Annotated in this window: 16 protein-coding genes; 10 read left to right on the top strand and 6 right to left on the bottom strand. The window is 46.0% G+C overall.

The genetic code is table 11. From position 1 onward, the window contains the following. Nucleotides 1-7: 7 nt before the first annotated feature. The 5 genes from FLA_RS11090 to FLA_RS11070 form a co-directional block, all read right to left on the bottom strand. Entirely contained in the window at nt 8-1,381 is a 1,374-nt protein-coding gene (locus tag FLA_RS11090; protein ID WP_076380531.1) for a DUF4876 domain-containing protein, read from the bottom strand. A gap of 3 nt (nt 1,382-1,384) precedes the next feature. Beyond that, the gene (locus FLA_RS11085; protein ID WP_076380530.1) at nt 1,385-4,468 is read right to left on the bottom strand and encodes a TonB-dependent receptor; all 3,084 of its coding nucleotides are present in this window, start codon (nt 4,466-4,468) and stop codon (nt 1,385-1,387) included. 42 nt (nt 4,469-4,510) lie between these two features. Next, entirely contained in the window at nt 4,511-5,518 is a 1,008-nt protein-coding gene (locus FLA_RS11080) for a FecR family protein (protein ID WP_076380529.1), read from the bottom strand. 74 nt (nt 5,519-5,592) lie between these two features. Further along, nucleotides 5,593-6,183: an RNA polymerase sigma-70 factor gene (locus FLA_RS11075; RefSeq protein ID WP_076380528.1), complete on the bottom strand. Its 591-nt coding sequence runs from the start codon at nt 6,181-6,183 to the stop codon at nt 5,593-5,595. 90 nt (nt 6,184-6,273) lie between these two features. Next, nucleotides 6,274-6,822 (bottom strand): GNAT family N-acetyltransferase, encoded by a 549-nt coding sequence (locus FLA_RS11070; protein WP_076380527.1) that lies wholly within the window; start codon nt 6,820-6,822, stop codon nt 6,274-6,276. A gap of 77 nt (nt 6,823-6,899) precedes the next feature. Between FLA_RS11070 and FLA_RS11065 the strand changes: the two genes are divergently transcribed. Together FLA_RS11065 and FLA_RS11060 are read left to right on the top strand one after the other, a co-directional pair. Continuing rightward, nucleotides 6,900-7,439, top strand: a complete 540-nt coding sequence (locus tag FLA_RS11065; RefSeq protein WP_076380526.1) for a GNAT family N-acetyltransferase — start codon at nt 6,900-6,902, stop codon at nt 7,437-7,439. Nucleotides 7,440-7,446: 7 nt separating this feature from the next. Next, nucleotides 7,447-8,682 (top strand): dicarboxylate/amino acid:cation symporter, encoded by a 1,236-nt coding sequence (locus FLA_RS11060; RefSeq protein ID WP_076380525.1) that lies wholly within the window; start codon nt 7,447-7,449, stop codon nt 8,680-8,682. On the opposite strand, the gene FLA_RS11055 is transcribed toward FLA_RS11060, so the two are convergent. Next, complete coding sequence (locus tag FLA_RS11055) at nt 8,666-10,840, bottom strand: T9SS type B sorting domain-containing protein (RefSeq protein ID WP_076380524.1); 2,175 nt, start codon at nt 10,838-10,840, stop codon at nt 8,666-8,668. The genes FLA_RS11060 and FLA_RS11055 overlap by 17 nt on opposite strands. Nucleotides 10,841-10,965: 125 nt before the next feature. Between FLA_RS11055 and FLA_RS11050 the strand changes: the two genes are divergently transcribed. From FLA_RS11050 to FLA_RS11015, 8 genes are all read left to right on the top strand, one after another. Beyond that, nucleotides 10,966-11,595: a class I SAM-dependent methyltransferase gene (locus FLA_RS11050; RefSeq protein ID WP_076380523.1), complete on the top strand. Its 630-nt coding sequence runs from the start codon at nt 10,966-10,968 to the stop codon at nt 11,593-11,595. A 3-nt stretch (nt 11,596-11,598) separates the two neighbouring features. Further along, on the top strand, nt 11,599-12,477 hold the full coding sequence (locus tag FLA_RS11045) for an MBL fold metallo-hydrolase (RefSeq protein ID WP_076380522.1): 879 nt from the start codon (nt 11,599-11,601) through the stop codon (nt 12,475-12,477). Between the two features lie 96 nt (nt 12,478-12,573). Continuing rightward, a complete protein-coding gene (locus FLA_RS11040; protein WP_076380521.1) occupies nt 12,574-13,845 on the top strand; it encodes a dihydroorotase in 1,272 nt (423 codons plus the stop codon). Nucleotide 13,846: 1 nt separating this feature from the next. Continuing rightward, nucleotides 13,847-14,419 (top strand): DUF4199 domain-containing protein, encoded by a 573-nt coding sequence (locus FLA_RS11035; protein ID WP_076380520.1) that lies wholly within the window; start codon nt 13,847-13,849, stop codon nt 14,417-14,419. Next, entirely contained in the window at nt 14,420-15,364 is a 945-nt protein-coding gene (locus FLA_RS11030) for a glycosyltransferase family 2 protein (protein ID WP_076380519.1), read from the top strand. Further along, complete coding sequence (locus tag FLA_RS11025) at nt 15,364-16,518, top strand: glycosyltransferase (protein ID WP_076380518.1); 1,155 nt, start codon at nt 15,364-15,366, stop codon at nt 16,516-16,518. The genes FLA_RS11030 and FLA_RS11025 overlap by 1 nt, the downstream gene beginning before the upstream one ends. A 22-nt stretch (nt 16,519-16,540) precedes the next feature. Then, a complete protein-coding gene (locus tag FLA_RS11020) occupies nt 16,541-17,119 on the top strand; it encodes a D-sedoheptulose-7-phosphate isomerase (protein ID WP_076380517.1) in 579 nt (192 codons plus the stop codon). Beyond that, nucleotides 17,119-17,817 carry a sugar phosphate nucleotidyltransferase gene (locus FLA_RS11015; protein ID WP_076380516.1) on the top strand — a complete coding sequence of 233 codons (699 nt, stop codon included), beginning with the start codon at nt 17,119-17,121 and terminating at the stop codon, nt 17,815-17,817. The genes FLA_RS11020 and FLA_RS11015 overlap by 1 nt, the downstream gene beginning before the upstream one ends. Nucleotides 17,818-17,830 lie beyond the last annotated feature (13 nt).

Genomic DNA, 17,830 nt, shown 5'->3' with positions numbered 1-17,830 from the left:
AAAATGATTAAAAACCACGGGGCACCGCGCGTGTACGTCTTTCAAAATCGTTGGATGAATTATTGGTATCCACCAGTATGCGCCTGCCATCCACTGTAGTGCTATCTGTTTTGCGCATTAATACCTGTGAGTTATTGGAGCCAATACAATAACCGTAGCCTGCATCCAGTTCACTGCTTAGTTTAGCAGGTACCAGGTCGCTGGAAGTGATGGTTGTGTTGGTAGTATATTGGGTTTCTACTGCATCAATAATGTACTTTTTAGGTACTCTTTTAAAAAGTGCAGTGCTGGCAGTTACATTACTTACGTTGGGCGACGGGTAAGAAGGCCATGCAGCAACATCTTCTGTGGTTTTGAAAATAAAGAAACCGTTACGCTGTAAGCTTAGGGTTAACTCTGTTCCTGTTACTTTAATCATCACCAGGTTAGGCGCAGGATTGTCTACATCTGTAGGAGAAGGTGTAGTAATAACACCCCGGAGATATACTTCAAAATCGGCTCCGCTTAAATCTACCGTTAAATCGGGATTTACTACAGTTACCCCACTGCCATTGGCGGCCGTATAAGGCGCTTTATGATTTAAGGCAGAAGCAGCTATTATAATACTATTACCAGGCGCGATAGGATAAGTAGTGCCATTACCCGGTATACGAAACAGGTTGCCTGCATACAGGTACGAAGTATTGGCGTCTGACGGATGAGCCGGCATTCCGGCTGGCACCAGCGATTTAGACCAGTTGTACTGCCTGGTATCGGATGTGATGTAGGTGGTGGTGGCAGGATTTAAATCATCGTAGGTACTGTTAATACCCTGCACTGTGCCAAAGTATAAACTATCTGCATAAATAGTATCAGCAGAGTTATTATAGATCTCTACAAACTGATCTCTTTGCAACGCCCCCTGCGAGCCACTGCCGGCGTAATACAACTGCTTAAACACCAATGATCCAAAGTCGCCTGCTATCAGTGATAATTCCACCGAAGCCCCTCCTTCCCCTACAGCCACGCTGCTGGCGCTACCGTTAAAGGCGCTTATTTTGGCAATGCCGGTATAAGCCAGCATTTCTTCATCGCTGAATTTGCGGTAAGTGGTTACAATGTACTTCCCTCTTTCCACCGGGGTAAAATGTACTAAGCCATTTACATCTGTGTATAAGGTGTCACTTACAGAAGAACGTTCACTGGTAATGATCACCGGAAAGTTATTTTTAGGTAAACTGCTGTTGTAACTGGTATCAGCATAACTGATGGTAACCGTTAACCCCTCCTGCACGATATCCGGGTTCCAGTTGTTCATATCCTTTTTACAGGATACACCTGCTGCCACCGCCAGGCAAACAGCACTAAACAGAATATATGACTTTATAGTTATTGCCGGCATTGCTTAAAATTTAAAAGTGAGTTCAGCACCATACGAAGGCGCTTCGTTTAATTGAGTTACGGTTGGGCTGTTGGTAACAGAATTATCTGTCCATTCCGGCCGGATATTGAACACATTGTAGGCATTAAATGAAATGCGCAATGCACCTATTTCCTTACTTAAACGCATATGAAAGTTGGTATAGAAAGGGGACTTCTTTTCGTTAGTGGCCGACCTTACTTTAATCAGGTGTGAATAGGCATCACCTGCTACTTCTTTAGGGTCAATAGTGTGGTATTCCAGGTTTTTATCGTAATAACCCACCGGGTTCATATTATCACCGGAATTAGTCCAACTTTTCTTCAACCAGAAAAATTCGGAAGTGAAATTGAGGATAAAACCCAGCGCCGGAAAGTGATGCGTGGTTTGTAAAGTACTTTTCAACACTTCGCCCGTAGCTATATCATTATTGTACACACCATACAAGGCTGTTTTGGTTACGTTATTATTGGCGGGCATAATCACATCCATGGTAGCATCGTTATAAGTGCCCCTGTAGTACGATGTAGCAAAAAAGAAAGAGGTTTGTATAGCTTTGATTTTACGGGTATTGATCATTACTTCTATGCCTTTGGTAGTAGAAGCAAGCCCATTTACCGGCTTGGCATAAAAGCCCTGATACACAGTATCTCTTCCGGTATCGTAATAGCTCCATTTATCAGACATGTTAGCCCGTGGCAGGGTATCATATACGGGCACTACTGTAGGACGTGGTGTGGTTTGACTGGTAAAGCCGTTGTGCTGTTTTTTCACAAACATAGACACAGATACATCTACCATTTTGGTTTTATAGGTAGCTCCCACTTCATAATTATTGGTACTGGCTGGCTTCAGCTGCATGTTACGCTGGTATACCACATCGGTATAAGCCAGGTATAAGCTGTTATCGCCATTGATACTATTAAACGCTTTAATAAGTGGGTAATCAAAGTAAGTAGGCCCGGGATTGATAAAAGATAATGCAGGCGCTTTTGTGGCAATACCATAAGCTGCATTTAAAGTAAAGCGACGACTCAGCGTATAGTTGGCGCTTATACGCGGGCTTAACAGGTTAAAAGAGTTTTGCCTGTCGTAACGCAAACCTGCACGCAAATCCAGGGGAATTTTTAAACGGCTGGTATTAATACGGTCTTCCACAAAAGCACTCCAGTTAAAGCTGGCAGGTACCGTTTCGCGGTAAGTGTAAGGACGATCGGTTTTAAACCCGCCTAACCCCGCTGCAGAAGATATGGGAGGTTTACGATAATCGTATTGCCAGCCATCCCCTTTATTAGCATCGTAAAAAGCGGAAACACCCACCATCAACTGATGTAAAACCTTACCGGTACGGGCAGTAAGATTATTTTCTACCGTACCAAAAAAGCTGACAGGCTTACCCAGTATTTCCTGTTTATAAATGTAGTTATAGGCAGGCACCACCTCCCCTTCATGCACACCCGAAGTAGTGGCATTGTTCACATACAGCACGGAGGCCGTGTTTACAAACTGCTCTCTTAAGCTGGTTTGATTGGCCTGGCTATAGCGGAAACTATAGGTAAGGTTTTTACTGTATTTACTGTTGAACCGTATATCGCCACGGCCACCGATAGCTATACTGCTATAGTTAAAACGGGAACGACTATAATTCTTATCATCCGGATCTACTTTGGTTTTATCCAGGCTTTTGGTGTAATTAAACGAAAGCGTTTGTTTCCACCTGCGATGTTTATCTACATAACTGGTCCATATCAGCCCGGTATTAATCCTGTTATAACTTTTGGTATTATCGCGCGGATCGTTGTTGGAATAGTTATAATCAGCGCTCACGTTCAGCGACCCCATTCGTTTACTCAGGTTAAAACCTTTTTGCAGCTGAAACTGGCTCATGCCTTCCCGGAAAGAACTGCTAACACTAAAAGGAGTGGCACCTGCCTGCCTGTTAACAATAACAGCCCCGTCAGTAAGGTCGCCATAACGCGCAGAAGCCACTCCACTTACCACTTCAATACTTTCAATATTGCCTGCCGGTATCTGACGCAGGTCAAGCCCTGTGCCTGCATAATCAGCCACATAGGTATCATTGGTAGTACCTGTTTTAATGGTGCCGTTCAGCAACGCTCCCGTAATATTATACTTACCCAGGTTCAGCATTTGCATATTGGCGTTATTGGATATGGGCGATCCATCCATAATAATAGAGGTACCTAATGCTGCATTATTAATAAAGCTTTGGCTGCCCGAAAGCCTGTTTTCTATAAAGTTGCTGCGCAGGTTAATGCTCCGGGCATTTTGCATGTCAGGGGCCATAATAGTTTGCCCTGGCAAATACTGCAGCACATCGGCTATAGAAGTAGGCTGCGTCTGCTCAATAGCCTGCCTGCCAAATACCACAGAAGAGTTAGATGCAGCAGAAGCTTCCCGCATACCTGTTACCTGTACTTCTTTCAGGCTTAAATTCAAATCCTGCATCACCACATTGGCAAACGCAGGGGACGCCTGTAACTTCACTTCCTGTTTTTCTTCCTGCTTATCTACATAACTTACTACAATAGTAGCCGTGTTGGTAGCAGATGGTAATAACAGCTCCAGCCGGAAACCGCCCAGGCTGTTGGTAGAAACGCCTGTTTGTGTTTCGGGGTTGACTACGTTGGCAAAGGCAATAGGCTTGCCACGACCATCTTTTACCACACCGGTAATCACCCGCATCACCCAGGCATCGCGTTCTGCTAGAGGTGTAGCATTCACCGGCGCTTTAGGCGTGGCAGGGGTAATTACAATGGTATTCTTTACCATTTCCCATTGCAACTGTGTAGCCGCCTTAATGGCGTCTAATGTTTCGGCCAGGCTGCGTGTGGCTTTGGGCAGGGTAATATGCTGATAAGCCGCCACAGTTTCTTTGCGATAGGCAAAACGAAAACCACACTGCTGTTCTATCCGTTTAAAAGCTGTTTCCAGCGATTCATTTTTCAGTTCCAACACAATAGCGGGCCCGGCGTGTTGCGCCATCGTTATCACATACAGGCATACGAATGCCCATAGAAGCACCAGCTTTTTAATAGCAGTTGTCATACTATTTCTCTTTGGGGGTTATAGTTTACGTCCGGCGTAATTTCAGTAGGTAAGTGTATAAGTGTTAGCCCCAGTGGGAGTAACCTTTACATTATAGAGTTTTTGTAAAACCAGTAATATATCGTCCAGCGTAACCGGGTTGGTAAAGCTGGCTGTAAACAAAGTGTGTTGCAGTTGTGTGCCCTGCAGGGTGATGGTTACCTGGTAATGCTGGTTTAACCAGGCTATTACCTCTTCCAATGTGCTGTTGTTCCATCGCCATTCAATTTCCTGTGGCGGCGCAATTACAGCAGCCGTATCAATATTACGCTCTATCGTTACCGGTGCATGGTGGCTGTTCACCACCAGTGCTTCGGCAGCATTTAATATACCCACTACGGTACGGTTATTCATTACCTGCACTTTACCATTGGTAACTTTTACCGTTACTTCTTTATCGGGCAGGGCCGAAACAAGAAAAGCGGTACCCAATGCCTGTATGGTCACGGCTCCTGTTTTCACTATAAAAGGCGCATCTGCCATAGGTTTTACATCAAACCAGGCTTCCCCGTTAAGGGTTACTATCCGGGCGTTAGTTGTATAACGCGTGGATAAGGTGGTGGCGCTGTTTTTAATAATCACCCGGGTGCCATCGGGTAAATACGTGGTATCCTGCGGCAACGGTTTGCTGATAACAGCAGGTGCATGCCCCAGCGGTGCCTGAACACGTTTAGTACTTTGCTGCCATGCCCACCAGCCGGTAAAAGCCATCAACGTTACCGCCGCTGCTGCTGCACTGTAACGCCATAGCACACGCTTTACCGGTGCAGGTTGCGTGGCGCTGCTAATGGTGGCATATACATGATCCCATTGCGGCTGTGGCCTGTCAGGTACATCCGGCTGCTGCCAGGTTTGCCATAAAGCTTCTTCTGCCACCGTCTCCTCTTCCGGAAAGGCCGGGTGGTTTTGTATGTAAGCAAACAATACATCCATCTCTTCCTGTGTACAGGAATTCTGCAGATATTTCTGCCATAATTCAGCTGCCTGTGGATGAGAAATGTGCGTTTGCATACCTGTTTTGTGTAATGGTTATATAAATGACGGATGAAAGAAAAGGAAGGGTGAAGCCTTTATAAAATATTTTTTCAGGCGGCCAGGGTAATGGCTATGAGAATGGGACAGGTATAGTTATGACGACCCAGGTAGGCTTTAATTTCACGCACCGCCAGTAGTAAATGCGTTTTTACCGTGTTGATAGAGGTGTTGGTTTTATCTGCTATTTCCTTGTAGGTAAGATCGTGATTGCGGCTGAGCAGGAATATTTCTTTGCGCTTGGGCGGCAGGGTATCTATTACTTCGTTAATCAACTGCTGTAATTCGGCAGCAGGCGGCTCGGGAAACACCATTTCCTTTTCGCTTATTTCCAGCCACATAGCCTGTTTCATACGGGCATCGGCCGTTTGTTTGCGTAACTGATCTATGGCTTTGTTACGGGTGATACGGAAAAGATAGGCAGTAACAGATTGAATCCCGCCCAGCTCCTGCCTGTGGTGCCACAGGCTGATAAACACCTCCTGCACTACTTCTTCTGCCGGCTGGGCCAGCTTTACCATTTGCAGCGCTACCTGGTAAACACGCTGTTTATAGAGATGAAACAGCTGCTCAAACGCACGGGCATCGCTTTGCGCTACCTGTTGCAGCAACTTTTCTTCACTATATGGGTAATCCGTGTTCAAGCAGGGTAGATTATTTTGGCTGCGAAAATATCATTACCTGCTTTGTAATGGTTTACGAATTAGGTAATTACGCTATCAAATTACGGAATTTTACGCCCAATCCCAAACTACTACATTCCAGTCATCTACCCCATCGTTATAGGTGTGAATGGTGCGAAAGCCCACTTTTTCATGTGCTGCCTGCGAGCGGGTGTTACTGGTGGAAATTTCAGTAACCAGGGGAAAATAACGCGGGCTGTAAACGGTTTTATGATGTAGGTACAGGCCGTTGACCAGTCCCTGCCCACGATAATCGGCATGTACACAAATGCCCCCCATAATATAATAGTCGTATGCTTTCAAAGGTTTGCCATTATACACCATATCATCCGTATGGGAAATCATCAGTTGCAAATCGGCATGAAAAGCAGCGGCTTCCCGCGGAGTAACCAGGGCATACCCTGCCACCACATCCCCATCTTTGGCAATTACAGAGGGCGCCAGCTGATGTAATTGCTGCAATAACTCCAGGGAGTACAGCCAGGTTAAAAAACCATTCTGCTGCATCTGGTCGGCAGTAAAGTTCTGTTTTACATTGGCTTTGTTCAGCGCATGAATCTGTTCCAGTTCCTGGTGGGTTGTTACGGTAGTATAAATCATATCCAAAGCTAATACTTTACCCTTTTTTATGTATTATATTTGAATGGGTAGTATTTGTTATATAACAGGCAGGTCTTATGCAAATTTTTATTGAAACACCAAGGTTGTTGTTACGGGAAATTATACCGGAAGATGCGGAGGGCATGTTTTTACTGGACTCGGATGCCGAGGTACACCGTTACCTGGGTAATAAACCCGTAACCAGTGTGCAGCAGTGCCGGGAGGTAATTGATTTTATTCGCGCGCAATATGTAAGCAATGGCATTGGACGCTGGGCTATGGTGGAAAAAGCCAGCGGACAGTTTATTGGCTGGTGCGGTTTAAAGCTGGTAAAAGACACCATTAACCGCCATAGCGATTTTTACGACCTGGGTTACCGGCTCATACGCAGTTACTGGGGCAATGGTTATGCCAGCGAGGCAGCCACCGCCTGTGTGCATTATGCTTTTCACCAGATGCAGCTACCTATGTTATATGGAATGACAGCTATTGACAATAGCGCTTCGCGCAGTGTGCTACTAAAGGCCGGGTTAAAATATGTAGAGTCGTTCATGTATGAAAATGAAGCACATTACTGGTTTGAAATAAGCCGGCTACGCTTTTTAAGTCAACAATAACCCTGCTATGACAGAAACTTCCGGATCGTTCTACAAAAATTACAGCAGCATTATCTGGCTGCTGGCCGGTATTATTACCGGCAGTGTGCTGGGGTTGACCTTAGGCACAAAGGTGGTTGCGGTATTAAAACCACTGGGCGACATCTTCATTAACCTGTTGTTTATGGCAGTGATTCCCCTGGTGTTTTTTGCCATAGGGTCGGCAGTAGCCGGGGTAGATACCAGCCAGAAGCTGGGGAAACTGTTTGTAATAATGATGCTGGTATTTATGGGCACCGCGCTGGTGGCAGCCGTGTTTACCCTGCTGGGCGTGTATATATATCCCGTACACCAGGAAATGGGACAGGCAGCCAATAACCTACCCGACCTGAACACACATCCCGATATCGGCACACAGCTTACACAACTGGTAACCGTAAGTGATTTTTACGAATTGCTTTCCCGCAAAAGCATGTTGCCTTTGATTATCTTTTCACTGCTCACCGGTTTTGCCGCCCTGCGGGCTGGTGATAGCGGCAAGGCTTTCCGCCAGTTTCTGGTATCAGGTAACGAAGTAATGAAGCAGTTGTTGCTGTTTGTAATGAAACTGGCTCCTATCGGGCTGGGCGCTTATTTTGCTTACCAGATAAGCACGGTAGGGCCTGAACTGTTTACCACCTATGCCCGGTCGCTGGGTTTGTTTTACGTGCTGGTGGTATTGTATTATCTCCTCTTCTTCACCTTATATGCCTATATAGCCGGTGGTAAAAACAGCGTACGCCTGTATTGGAAAAACAACCTGTTGCCTTCTGTTACCGCGGTAGGCACCTGCAGCAGTGTAGCTACCATTCCCGCCAACCTCGATGCCGCCGCCGGGATGCAAATACCCGCCCCGGTGCGCAACATTGTGGTGCCTTTAGGCGCTACCCTGCATAAAGAAGGCAGCGCCATTTCCAGTATGATAAAAATTGCCGTGGTATTTGCTATGTTTAATAAGCCACTTACCGGTATAGACACTATTACACTGGCGCTGGGTATATCTGTAGTAGTAAGCATGGTTGAAGGTGGCATTCCCAACGGCGGCTATATTGGCGAGTTGCTGGTAATGTCGGTGTACCATTTCCCGCCCGAAGCATTACCCGCAGTAATGATTATAGGCACCCTGGTAGATCCTGGCGCCACCCTGCTCAATGTAACGGGCGATACAGTAAGCGCAATGCTGGTAGCTAAGTTTATGAAAACAAAAACTAGCGAAGCAGCGTAACCGTACCTTTTTCTACCTGTAGCGGACCGCCATCTAACTGGTATTGGCACACCCATACATATACATTCATATCACTGTAGCTGCCTTTGAAAGTGCCATCCCAACCCTGGTTTAATTGCGTGGAAGTAAATACCTGCTGTCCATACCTGTTGTATACAGAAAACCGGTATTGACTTACCTTACCGGAAAACACCGGGCGAAACACATCATTCTTTCCATCATGATCAGGTGTAAACGCAGTAGGCATGTACATTCCATGATCCAGGCATTTTTCACCATACACCCATATGGTGTCCTTTACAGTACAATTATGCATGTCTTTACCGGTAAGCCAGTAAACACCAGCCGATACATCTATACTGGCAGCTGTGCTGTTGGTTTGCCATACACGGGAGTTCAGTGGAATGATAGAAGTAAGTGTAATACGGTCATAACTACAGATTGTAGTATCGTCGGGTAACACCTGTGAAGCCACAGCATATAAGCTTACGCGTACTGTATCGGAGAAAGCGCGGTTGCAAATGTCTTTTACAGTGAGATAATATTTACCGGAATCCGTTACTGTTTGCTGCGGTAAGCCAGATCCGTTCTGCCATTCGTAAAAAGGATAGCTGGTAGCAGCTGACAAGGTAGTTGTTGTACCGGGACAAATGGATATATCAGGGCCTAGTTCCAGGTTTACCACAGGATAAGCAGTTACTGCAATAACATTACTGTTAACAGTAGCTGCCGCCACACAAACTTCGTTGGAAGTAAGCGTACAAAATACCTTATCACCTGGCAGCGCATTGTTATCGGCATAAACAGCAGTAGTGGCAGATAACACCATCCCGTTCTTGCTCCACTGGTATACCGGCGAACTCCCCCCGTTGATGGCCTGCGCCTGGTAGCTGACAAATCCCCCCGACGCACACACAACCGTTGTATCAGCCGCAACAGATACCGCTACAGTTCCGGGTGCTTTTATTTCCAGCGTGTCGGTGGTAAGTGAACCTGTATTATAAGCAGCAACGGCTACATACTTACCTGGTGTAGAAGGGGTAAAAGTATTGTTGATAGTGGAGGTAAATTTCTGAACCCTGTTATTCCCAACTTCCGATACATAAATGGCCCCCGTAGTGTCTACAAATACACCTATTGGGCCATTTAACTGGTTACTGGCACTGCCTCTGCCATTTCCGCCTGCTACTGTAACGCCACTTGTAGCCCCTTTAGCCCATTTTTGAATACGGTTATTGTTATAGTCTGCTATAAACATATTTCCTCCGCAATCTACAAACACATCCAGCGGGTTATACAGGCGGGTAGCATCTGAACCAGAGCCGCTATTGCTTCCTGCCACAACCACTCCTGTAACTGCGCCTGGCGCCCATTTCATTACCCGGCTGTTGTCGGTATCGCATACATATACATTCCCATCTGCATCCACATAAATACCAGTAGGTCTGCCAAACTGGTTATTAGCACTTCCCGACCCGTTGTTACCTGCCACAACCACATAAGCAAAAGCAGAATAACCGCTGGACTTAGAAAATTTGAACACGGCATTCTTATCCTGATCCGATACATATAAATCACCATTATCATCCACATACAAATCGGTAGGACTCCACAGCGCATACGAAGCCGACAGTGTTTCTACATCTGTATCAGGGTTACCACCTGCCGGCAAACGCAACACAGCTCCTACAATCTGGTTAATGGCAAAGAGGTTACCTTGTTTATCCAACATAACACAGTTAGCCCCTCCATTTAAATTTGCATAATATCCCGACATCACCACGCTTCCGGTTACGGCTCCCTGCAACCATTTTACAATTCTGTAATTATCTTTATCCGGCACATATAAAGTACCTGCTGCGTCCACCCATATCCTGCATGGATAGTTCAACTGGTTTAAAGCCGATCCCGCACCATTGCCCCCGGCAACTGTGGCAGAAGTAGTGGTAGCTGCAACAGTATTTACCAGGCTGCTGCCGTTATACCATTGCAGACTGTTGGGTGTAGTGCTGCCGGTAAAAGTAATAGGGATGCCTGTACAGGGACCGCCTGTAATACTGGCGGATGGTGACGTAGTGCCATTACTGCACTGTGCACGGGCTGTTATAAATGAGTACTTACAAAATACAATCAGAAGGATAAACAGCCGGTATTTCATCGCTAAACGGGAAGGGTTAAATATTTTATATACAATACGTGTGCAAAATAATTATTTGCCTGATAATCCCCTTGTAAATTATAAATAATGTAATAATATTGGTTTCCCCTAAAACATAAAGCAGTATGAGCATTCAACAAGCTTACAACCAATGGGCCGTACAATACGATACCAACGAAAATAAAACACGTGACCTGGAAGCCAAAGCCATGCGGTCTGTTCTTTCCGGCATACGCTTTAGCAGTTGCCTGGAAGTAGGCTGCGGTACCGGTAAAAACACGGTATGGTTTGCGGAGAAAGCGGAATGCGTTACGGCGGTGGATTTTTCAGAAGCCATGCTGGCGAAAGCCCGGGAAAAAGTAAGGGATTTCAGGGTAAGTTTTCAACAGGCAGATATTACCGGGCCCTGGACTTTCCGGGAAAGGATGTATGAACTGGTTACCTTTAGCCTGGTGCTGGAACATATTGAACACCTGGAACCAGTGTTGCAAAAAGCCGCTGCCAGCCTGCACCCCGGCGGGTATGTGTTTATAGGCGAATTGCATCCTTTTAAACAATACTCCGGCAGCAAAGCCCGCTTTGACACTGCCGAAGGGTTACAGGTAGTGGATTGTTACACACACCATGTAAGTGATTTTACCAGGGCCGCGCAAGCCAACGGGCTGCATATTGTGGCTATAGATGAATATTTTGACGACAACAACAGGGCAGATATCCCGCGTATTCTGACGCTGTTGTTGCAGAAAGGAGAATAATTAATGCAACTGACTATTTCGGGCTATTCAACCGCCCTTTTTGCTACCTGGTATTTTGTGGAAGAACTGGGTTTATTGTTTGATGCCGGTGACGGCGTATCGGCTGCTTTACTGCAAAAAAGCCGGAAAATCAACCACGTATTTGTTTCTCATGCCGACAGGGACCATTTAACCGGCCTGGTACAGCTAAACCAGCTGAATGCACGGCCGGGATATCCGGTGGTATATTATCCCAAAAACTGCGCTTCTTTTCCGGCGCTGGATAGTTTTGCTCAAAAGTTTGATCCGCATGTTGCGGGAACAGTGTGGCAGCCACTAACTGTGCCGGCAGAGATACCTATTAAAGACGACATTGTGGTAGTACCGGTAATTAATGGCCATGTGCCTGCAACACCGGGTACTATTAAAAGCCTGAGTTACCAGGTGTTTCAATTGAAACAGAAACTAAAGCCGGAGTACATCCATTTACCCGGGCAGGAAATAAAAAAGCTGATGGAAACCCTGGGTAAAGAAACCCTGACCACAGAAATAAGAACGCCCCTGGTACATTACTCGGGCGACACACCTGTGGAAGACTGGGACCGCTGGAACAATGCTGCCATTCTGATACATGAAGCTACTTTTATTGACGGCGATGAGCCGCACAAGGTAAACACCCATAAGCATAAACACAGTACACTGAATGAGGTGCTGGAAATGGTAGCCAATATCCGGGTAGAAAAGCTGGTGCTGGGGCATTTTTCGTCGCGCTATTCCGCTGAACATATCGACGATGCCATCCGGCGTTTGTGCAGGCATTACCAGGTGCGCATTCCTGTTTACCGGCTATTGCCTGGTCAAACGCATTTCAATATTCTAAATGGTTCTCCGTTAAATAGTTAAATTTACCTGTGCCCATAGCTATTTACCTGCCGGTGGCAAGGTTATGGGCAGGGATTGAATTAATCGGCATATATTGCAAAAAATTTTCAAAATCTCATGAAGATTTTACTCAGGCAGGCATTTGTAGCAGATCCAGGCTCTTCCTTTAACGGAACAACACAGGATATTCTGATTGAAAATGGTGTGGTAGTTACCATTGATAAGTCCATTACTTCCGGCATTGACAATAGCGTTACTATTATTGAAAAACCAGGACTGGTGGTATCGCCGGGATGGGTGGATGCGTTCTCGCATTTTTGCGATCCGGGGCTGGAACATCGCGAAACCCTGGAATCGGGTGCCGCAACAGCAGCAGCCGGTGGTTACACGCAGGTGTTTACCCTGCCCAATACGCAGCCGGTAGTAAGCAATAAAACACAGGTACAATATATTACCCAGGGTACCACTACCCTGCCGGTTACCATACGCCCGCTGGGCACTATCACCAAAAATGCAGAAGGAAAAGAACTGGGCGAAATGTACGACATGTACAATAGCGGTGCCGTAGCTTTTACCGATGGGTTGCACCCGGTGCAAAGCCCCGGCCTGCTGCTGAAAGCCTTATTATATGTAAAAGCGTTTGACGGGGTATTGATTCAGGTGCCGGTGGATGACAGCATCAGCAAATACGGCTTAATGCACGAAGGCATTGTAAGCACCCGCATGGGCCTGCCCGGTATACCTGCCATTGGTGAGGAACTGGTGATTATGCGCGATATTGAACTGGTAAAATACACCGGCAGCAAATTGCATATTACCGGTGTTAGCACCGCCAAAGGCATTGCGCTGATAAAAGAAGCGAAGGCTGCCGGCTTACAGGTAACCTGTAGCGTTACCCCTTATCACCTGGTGTTTTGTGATGAAGACCTGAGCACTTACGATACCAATTTAAAGGTAACACCTCCCCTGCGTTTACGCAGCGATATGATGGCTTTGCGCCAGGCAGTGCTGGAAGGTGTGGTAGACTGTCTAGCATCGCACCACCTGCCGCAGAACTGGGACAATAAAACCTGTGAGTTTGAATATGCCAAAGCCGGGATGATTTCTCTGCAAACGGCTTATGCCGCAGTGCAAACCGCCCTGCCGGAATTAACGCCTGCACAGGTAGCTGTCTTATTTGGCACCAACGCAGCCGCCATTTTTGCAACACCTACCGGTAGTGTAACACCTGGCGCCACGGCTTCTTTCACCTTGTTTGAGCCGGAAGCCACTACAGTGCTTACCACCAAAAACAATCAAAGCAAATCGGCCAACAGTCCTTTCCTGGATAAAACCCTGAAAGGAAAAGTAACCGGTATTATTCATAAAGGAAAAGCACATCTTAACTAACATGCAACCTGATATTCTTACGCAGCCTGACGTGGTGAAACAACCCGTCCTCATTCAGAAAGAGGGAATCAAATTTGGCATTATCACCGGCCTTTTAGCTATCATTATCTTATACGGTACCTGGGCAGCCGGCATAGACATCTTTGTGCAATTCTTATTTGTAGGTACCTGGGTGCCTTACATTTTTGCCATACTGTTGTTTGCGGGCTTTGCACTGCGTAAGAGACTGGGAGGTTATATTACCTTCCAGGAAGGTTTAAAGTTTGCATTTATCAGTTATGTGATATCCGGCCTGCTGATTGCCCTGGCCACTTATGTTTTATACAACTTTGTAGACAAAGACCTTACAGAGAAAAGCTTTCAGAAGGGACTGGACAAAGTTCGTCACTTTATGGAGCAGTATAAAGCCAGTGAAGAGGATATTGACAAAGCAATGGAAAACGCGGAAAAAAGCAAAACAGAAACAGGTTTGAAAACCGTATTCCTGGGATATGGCCTGGGGCTGATATGGGCTTTTGCCGAATCTGCTGTAATAGCTGTGATCATCAAAAAAGAAAACAAGCAACCTTTCTAAATGGATTTATCGATTATCATACCACTGTTTAACGAGGAAGAATCCCTTCCCGAGCTTTCTGAATGGATTGCACGTGTTATCAACAACAATGGATGGAGCTTTGAAATTATAATGATAGACGATGGTAGCACCGATACCAGCTGGGAGGTGATTGAAAAACTGAGTGCCGAAAACAGTTACGTAAAAGGTATTCGCTTCCAGCGCAACTATGGCAAGGCGGCGGCCTTAAACGAAGGTTTTAAAGCATCGCAGGGCGACGTGGTAATTACCATGGATGCCGACTTACAGGATTCGCCTGACGAAATTCCTGAACTGCGTCGCATGATTATAGAAGATAAGTACGACCTGGTAAGCGGTTGGAAAAAGAAACGTTACGACAATACTTTTACCAAAAACCTGCCTTCCAAACTGTTTAATGCCGCAGCACGTAAGAGTTCGGGCATTCAACTGAACGATTTCAACTGTGGCTTGAAAGCTTACCGTAAAAAGGTAATTAAATGTATAGAGGTATATGGTGAAATGCACCGTTATATTCCTGTGCTGGCCAAATGGGCTGGTTTCCGGAAGATTGGGGAAAAAGTGGTAGAACACCGCCCCCGTAAATACGGCACTACTAAGTTTGGCTGGGAAAGATTTATCAATGGCTTTTTAGATCTGGCCACCATTACTTTCATCAGCAAGTTTGGCAAAAGACCGATGCACTTTTTTGGATTGTATGGTACGTTGTTCTTTTTAATAGGTTTAATCAGCTGTGGATACCTGTGTGTGGCTAAGCTGCATTATGCCGATAATTTTTCGTTAACCAACCGTCCGGCCTTTTACCTGGCTATGACTACAATGATAATGGGATTGCAGCTGTTTCTGGCAGGCTTTATAGCCGAGCTGGTAAGCCGCAACTCTTCTGAAAGAAATACTTACCTGATAGAGAAAAAGATAGGCGTTTAATGCAAAAAGCAGTGATTATAGGCCCTGCCCATCCCTTACGCGGCGGTTTGGCTAGTTTTAATGAAAGACTGGCCCGCCAGTTTATGGCAGATGGGTACGATACCACTATCTATACTTTTAGTTTACAGTACCCGGAATTTATGTATCCGGGCACCACGCAGTATTCATCAGAACCTGCTCCCACCGATGTGAACATTAAGGTTTGCATTAATTCAGTTAACCCTTTAAACTGGTTAAAAGTAGGGCGTGAACTGCGTAAGCTTCAACCGGATATTATTGTGGTGCGTTACTGGCTGCCTTTAATGGGACCATGTTTGGGTACTATTTTACGCCAGGTAAAAAAGAACAAACACACAAAAGTGGTATGTATTGCAGATAATATAATACCCCATGAAAAAAGACCGGGCGACACACCTTTTACCCGCTATTTTGTGAAGCCGATAGATGCTTTTGTTACCATGAGTGAAAAGGTAATGAAAGACCTGCGCCAGTTTTCGCAAAAGCCAGCCCAACAGGTGGTGCATCCATTGTATGATAACTTTGGAACTGCACTGGATAAAACCGCAGCACGCAAACGCCTGGGTTTGGATACACAAATGCCGCTGATTTTATTCTTTGGTTTTATACGCCGTTATAAAGGCCTGGACCTGTTGCTACAGGCGATGGCGATTATTAAGGATAAGTACCAGCCGCTTACCACAAAAAGTGGCGAACGTTTTGTGCCCTCAGAGATGAAACTAATGGTAGCTGGTGAGTTTTTTGAAGATGCCGCCCCTTATCAGCAGCTGATTGCAGAAGCCAACTTAGGCGCTATGCTGGAATTACGCACCGATTTCATTCCCGATAGTGAGGTGAAGTACTATCTCAGCGCGGCTGATTTTGTAATACAGCCCTACCGAAATGCCACACAAAGTGGCGTTACCCCCCTGGCCTATCACTTTGAAAAACCCATGCTGGTAACTAACGTAGGGGGATTGCCCGAACTGGTGCCTAATGGAGAAGTGGGCCTGGTAGCAGAACCAACGCCAGAGTCTATAGCCGAACATATTATTCAGTTATACCTCATTGGCGAACAGCATTTTCTACCTTATTTACGGGAGGAAAAGAAGAAGTATAGCTGGAAAGTATTAACCGATACTATCCGCAATTTGTAATCTGGTTTGCTACATTTGCAGCATGACAAATAACCAGATCTCCGGTCTTATACAGGCTTCTATTGCTGTAAAACAACAACTACTTACCGATGAAACCGTTCATCAAACCATCATTACCTGCGTAGAGGCTATCACCAAATGCTTTCAGCTGGGTGGTAAAGTGCTTTTTTGCGGTAACGGTGGCAGCGCAGCCGATGCGCAACACCTGGCGGCTGAATTCTCAGGCCGTTTTTATAAAAACAGGAAAGCTTTGCCTGCCGAAGCTTTGCATTGCAACACTTCTTATTTAACCGCTGTAGCCAACGATTACAGCTATGATGTAATATATGCCCGCCTGGTAGAAGGCACCGCCAACAATGGCGACGTACTGGTAGGCTTTAGCACTTCGGGCAACAGCACCAACATTATTAAAGCCATGGAAGCTGCCCGTAATCAGGGAGTGATTACCGTAGGCTTTACCGGCGCAACTGGTGGCGCTATGAAAGAGCTGAGCGATTACTTATTCAATGTACCCTCTACCGATACGCCACGTATACAGGAAAGTCATATCCTGATAGGTCATATTATTTGTCAGCTGGTAGAAGCCAACCTTTTCCCATAATGATTACAGAAGCAATAGTGTTAGCAGGTGGCTTAGGCACACGCCTGCGCAGCGCCGTTCCGGAACTGCCCAAATGTATGGCCCCTGTTAACGGTAAGCCGTTTTTACAATACGTAATTACCAGCCTGCAACAACAGGGTATTGAGCACTTTGTGTTTGCCCTGGGCTATAAGCACGATTACTTTCTCAGCTTTTTACAACAGGCCTTGCCACAAGGCAATTACAGCATCAGCACCGAAGACGAGCCGTTAGGCACCGGTGGTGCTATTAAGCATGCGTGCCGGCTGGTAAAAAGCAATACGGTGCTGGTGACCAATGGCGACACGTTGTTTAAAGGTAACGTGGCACAGCTAAGTCAGTTTCACCAGCAGCAACAGGCAGCCTGTACCCTGCTGTTAAAGCCTATGCAACAGTTCGATCGCTTTGGTGTGGTAGAAACTGATGTGCAGGGCCGTATCACCAGCTTTAAAGAAAAGCAGTATTACGAACAGGGTTTTATTAATGCCGGCATGTTTGCACTGAACATACCTGCCTTTGTGCAGGAAGCTCTTCCACAAAAATTTTCGTTTGAAAAAGATTACCTCGAAGCCTTATACCAACAGCGCGTTATGTGCGGCCTGGTGCAGGATGCTTACTTTATAGACATTGGCATTCCGGAAGATTATGAGCGCGTGCAAACAGAACTGGCAGGTGTTTAATTTGTTTACAACC

The organism is Filimonas lacunae, from assembly GCF_002355595.1.
In the GTDB taxonomy this organism is placed as follows: Bacteria; Bacteroidota; Bacteroidia; order Chitinophagales; family Chitinophagaceae; genus Filimonas; species Filimonas lacunae.
Note: the sequence above shows the minus strand (reverse complement) of the source record. Positions and strands in the feature narration are given on the sequence as shown.

Excerpts from the sequence above, each read along its gene's own strand:
- FLA_RS11090 (WP_076380531.1), bottom strand. The coding sequence starts at position 1,381 with ATGCCGGCAATAACTATAAAGTCATATATTCTGTTTAGTGCTGTTTGC.
- FLA_RS11085 (WP_076380530.1), bottom strand. The coding sequence starts at position 4,468 with ATGACAACTGCTATTAAAAAGCTGGTGCTTCTATGGGCATTCGTATGC.
- FLA_RS11080 (WP_076380529.1), bottom strand. The coding sequence starts at position 5,518 with ATGCAAACGCACATTTCTCATCCACAGGCAGCTGAATTATGGCAGAAA.
- FLA_RS11070 (WP_076380527.1), bottom strand. The coding sequence starts at position 6,822 with ATGATTTATACTACCGTAACAACCCACCAGGAACTGGAACAGATTCAT.
- FLA_RS11065 (WP_076380526.1), top strand. The coding sequence starts at position 6,900 with ATGCAAATTTTTATTGAAACACCAAGGTTGTTGTTACGGGAAATTATA.
- FLA_RS11060 (WP_076380525.1), top strand. The coding sequence starts at position 7,447 with ATGACAGAAACTTCCGGATCGTTCTACAAAAATTACAGCAGCATTATC.
- FLA_RS11055 (WP_076380524.1), bottom strand. The coding sequence starts at position 10,840 with ATGAAATACCGGCTGTTTATCCTTCTGATTGTATTTTGTAAGTACTCA.
- FLA_RS11050 (WP_076380523.1), top strand. The coding sequence starts at position 10,966 with ATGAGCATTCAACAAGCTTACAACCAATGGGCCGTACAATACGATACC.
- FLA_RS11045 (WP_076380522.1), top strand. The coding sequence starts at position 11,599 with ATGCAACTGACTATTTCGGGCTATTCAACCGCCCTTTTTGCTACCTGG.
- FLA_RS11040 (WP_076380521.1), top strand. The coding sequence starts at position 12,574 with ATGAAGATTTTACTCAGGCAGGCATTTGTAGCAGATCCAGGCTCTTCC.
- FLA_RS11035 (WP_076380520.1), top strand. The coding sequence starts at position 13,847 with ATGCAACCTGATATTCTTACGCAGCCTGACGTGGTGAAACAACCCGTC.
- FLA_RS11030 (WP_076380519.1), top strand. The coding sequence starts at position 14,420 with ATGGATTTATCGATTATCATACCACTGTTTAACGAGGAAGAATCCCTT.
- FLA_RS11025 (WP_076380518.1), top strand. The coding sequence starts at position 15,364 with ATGCAAAAAGCAGTGATTATAGGCCCTGCCCATCCCTTACGCGGCGGT.
- FLA_RS11020 (WP_076380517.1), top strand. The coding sequence starts at position 16,541 with ATGACAAATAACCAGATCTCCGGTCTTATACAGGCTTCTATTGCTGTA.
- FLA_RS11015 (WP_076380516.1), top strand. The coding sequence starts at position 17,119 with ATGATTACAGAAGCAATAGTGTTAGCAGGTGGCTTAGGCACACGCCTG.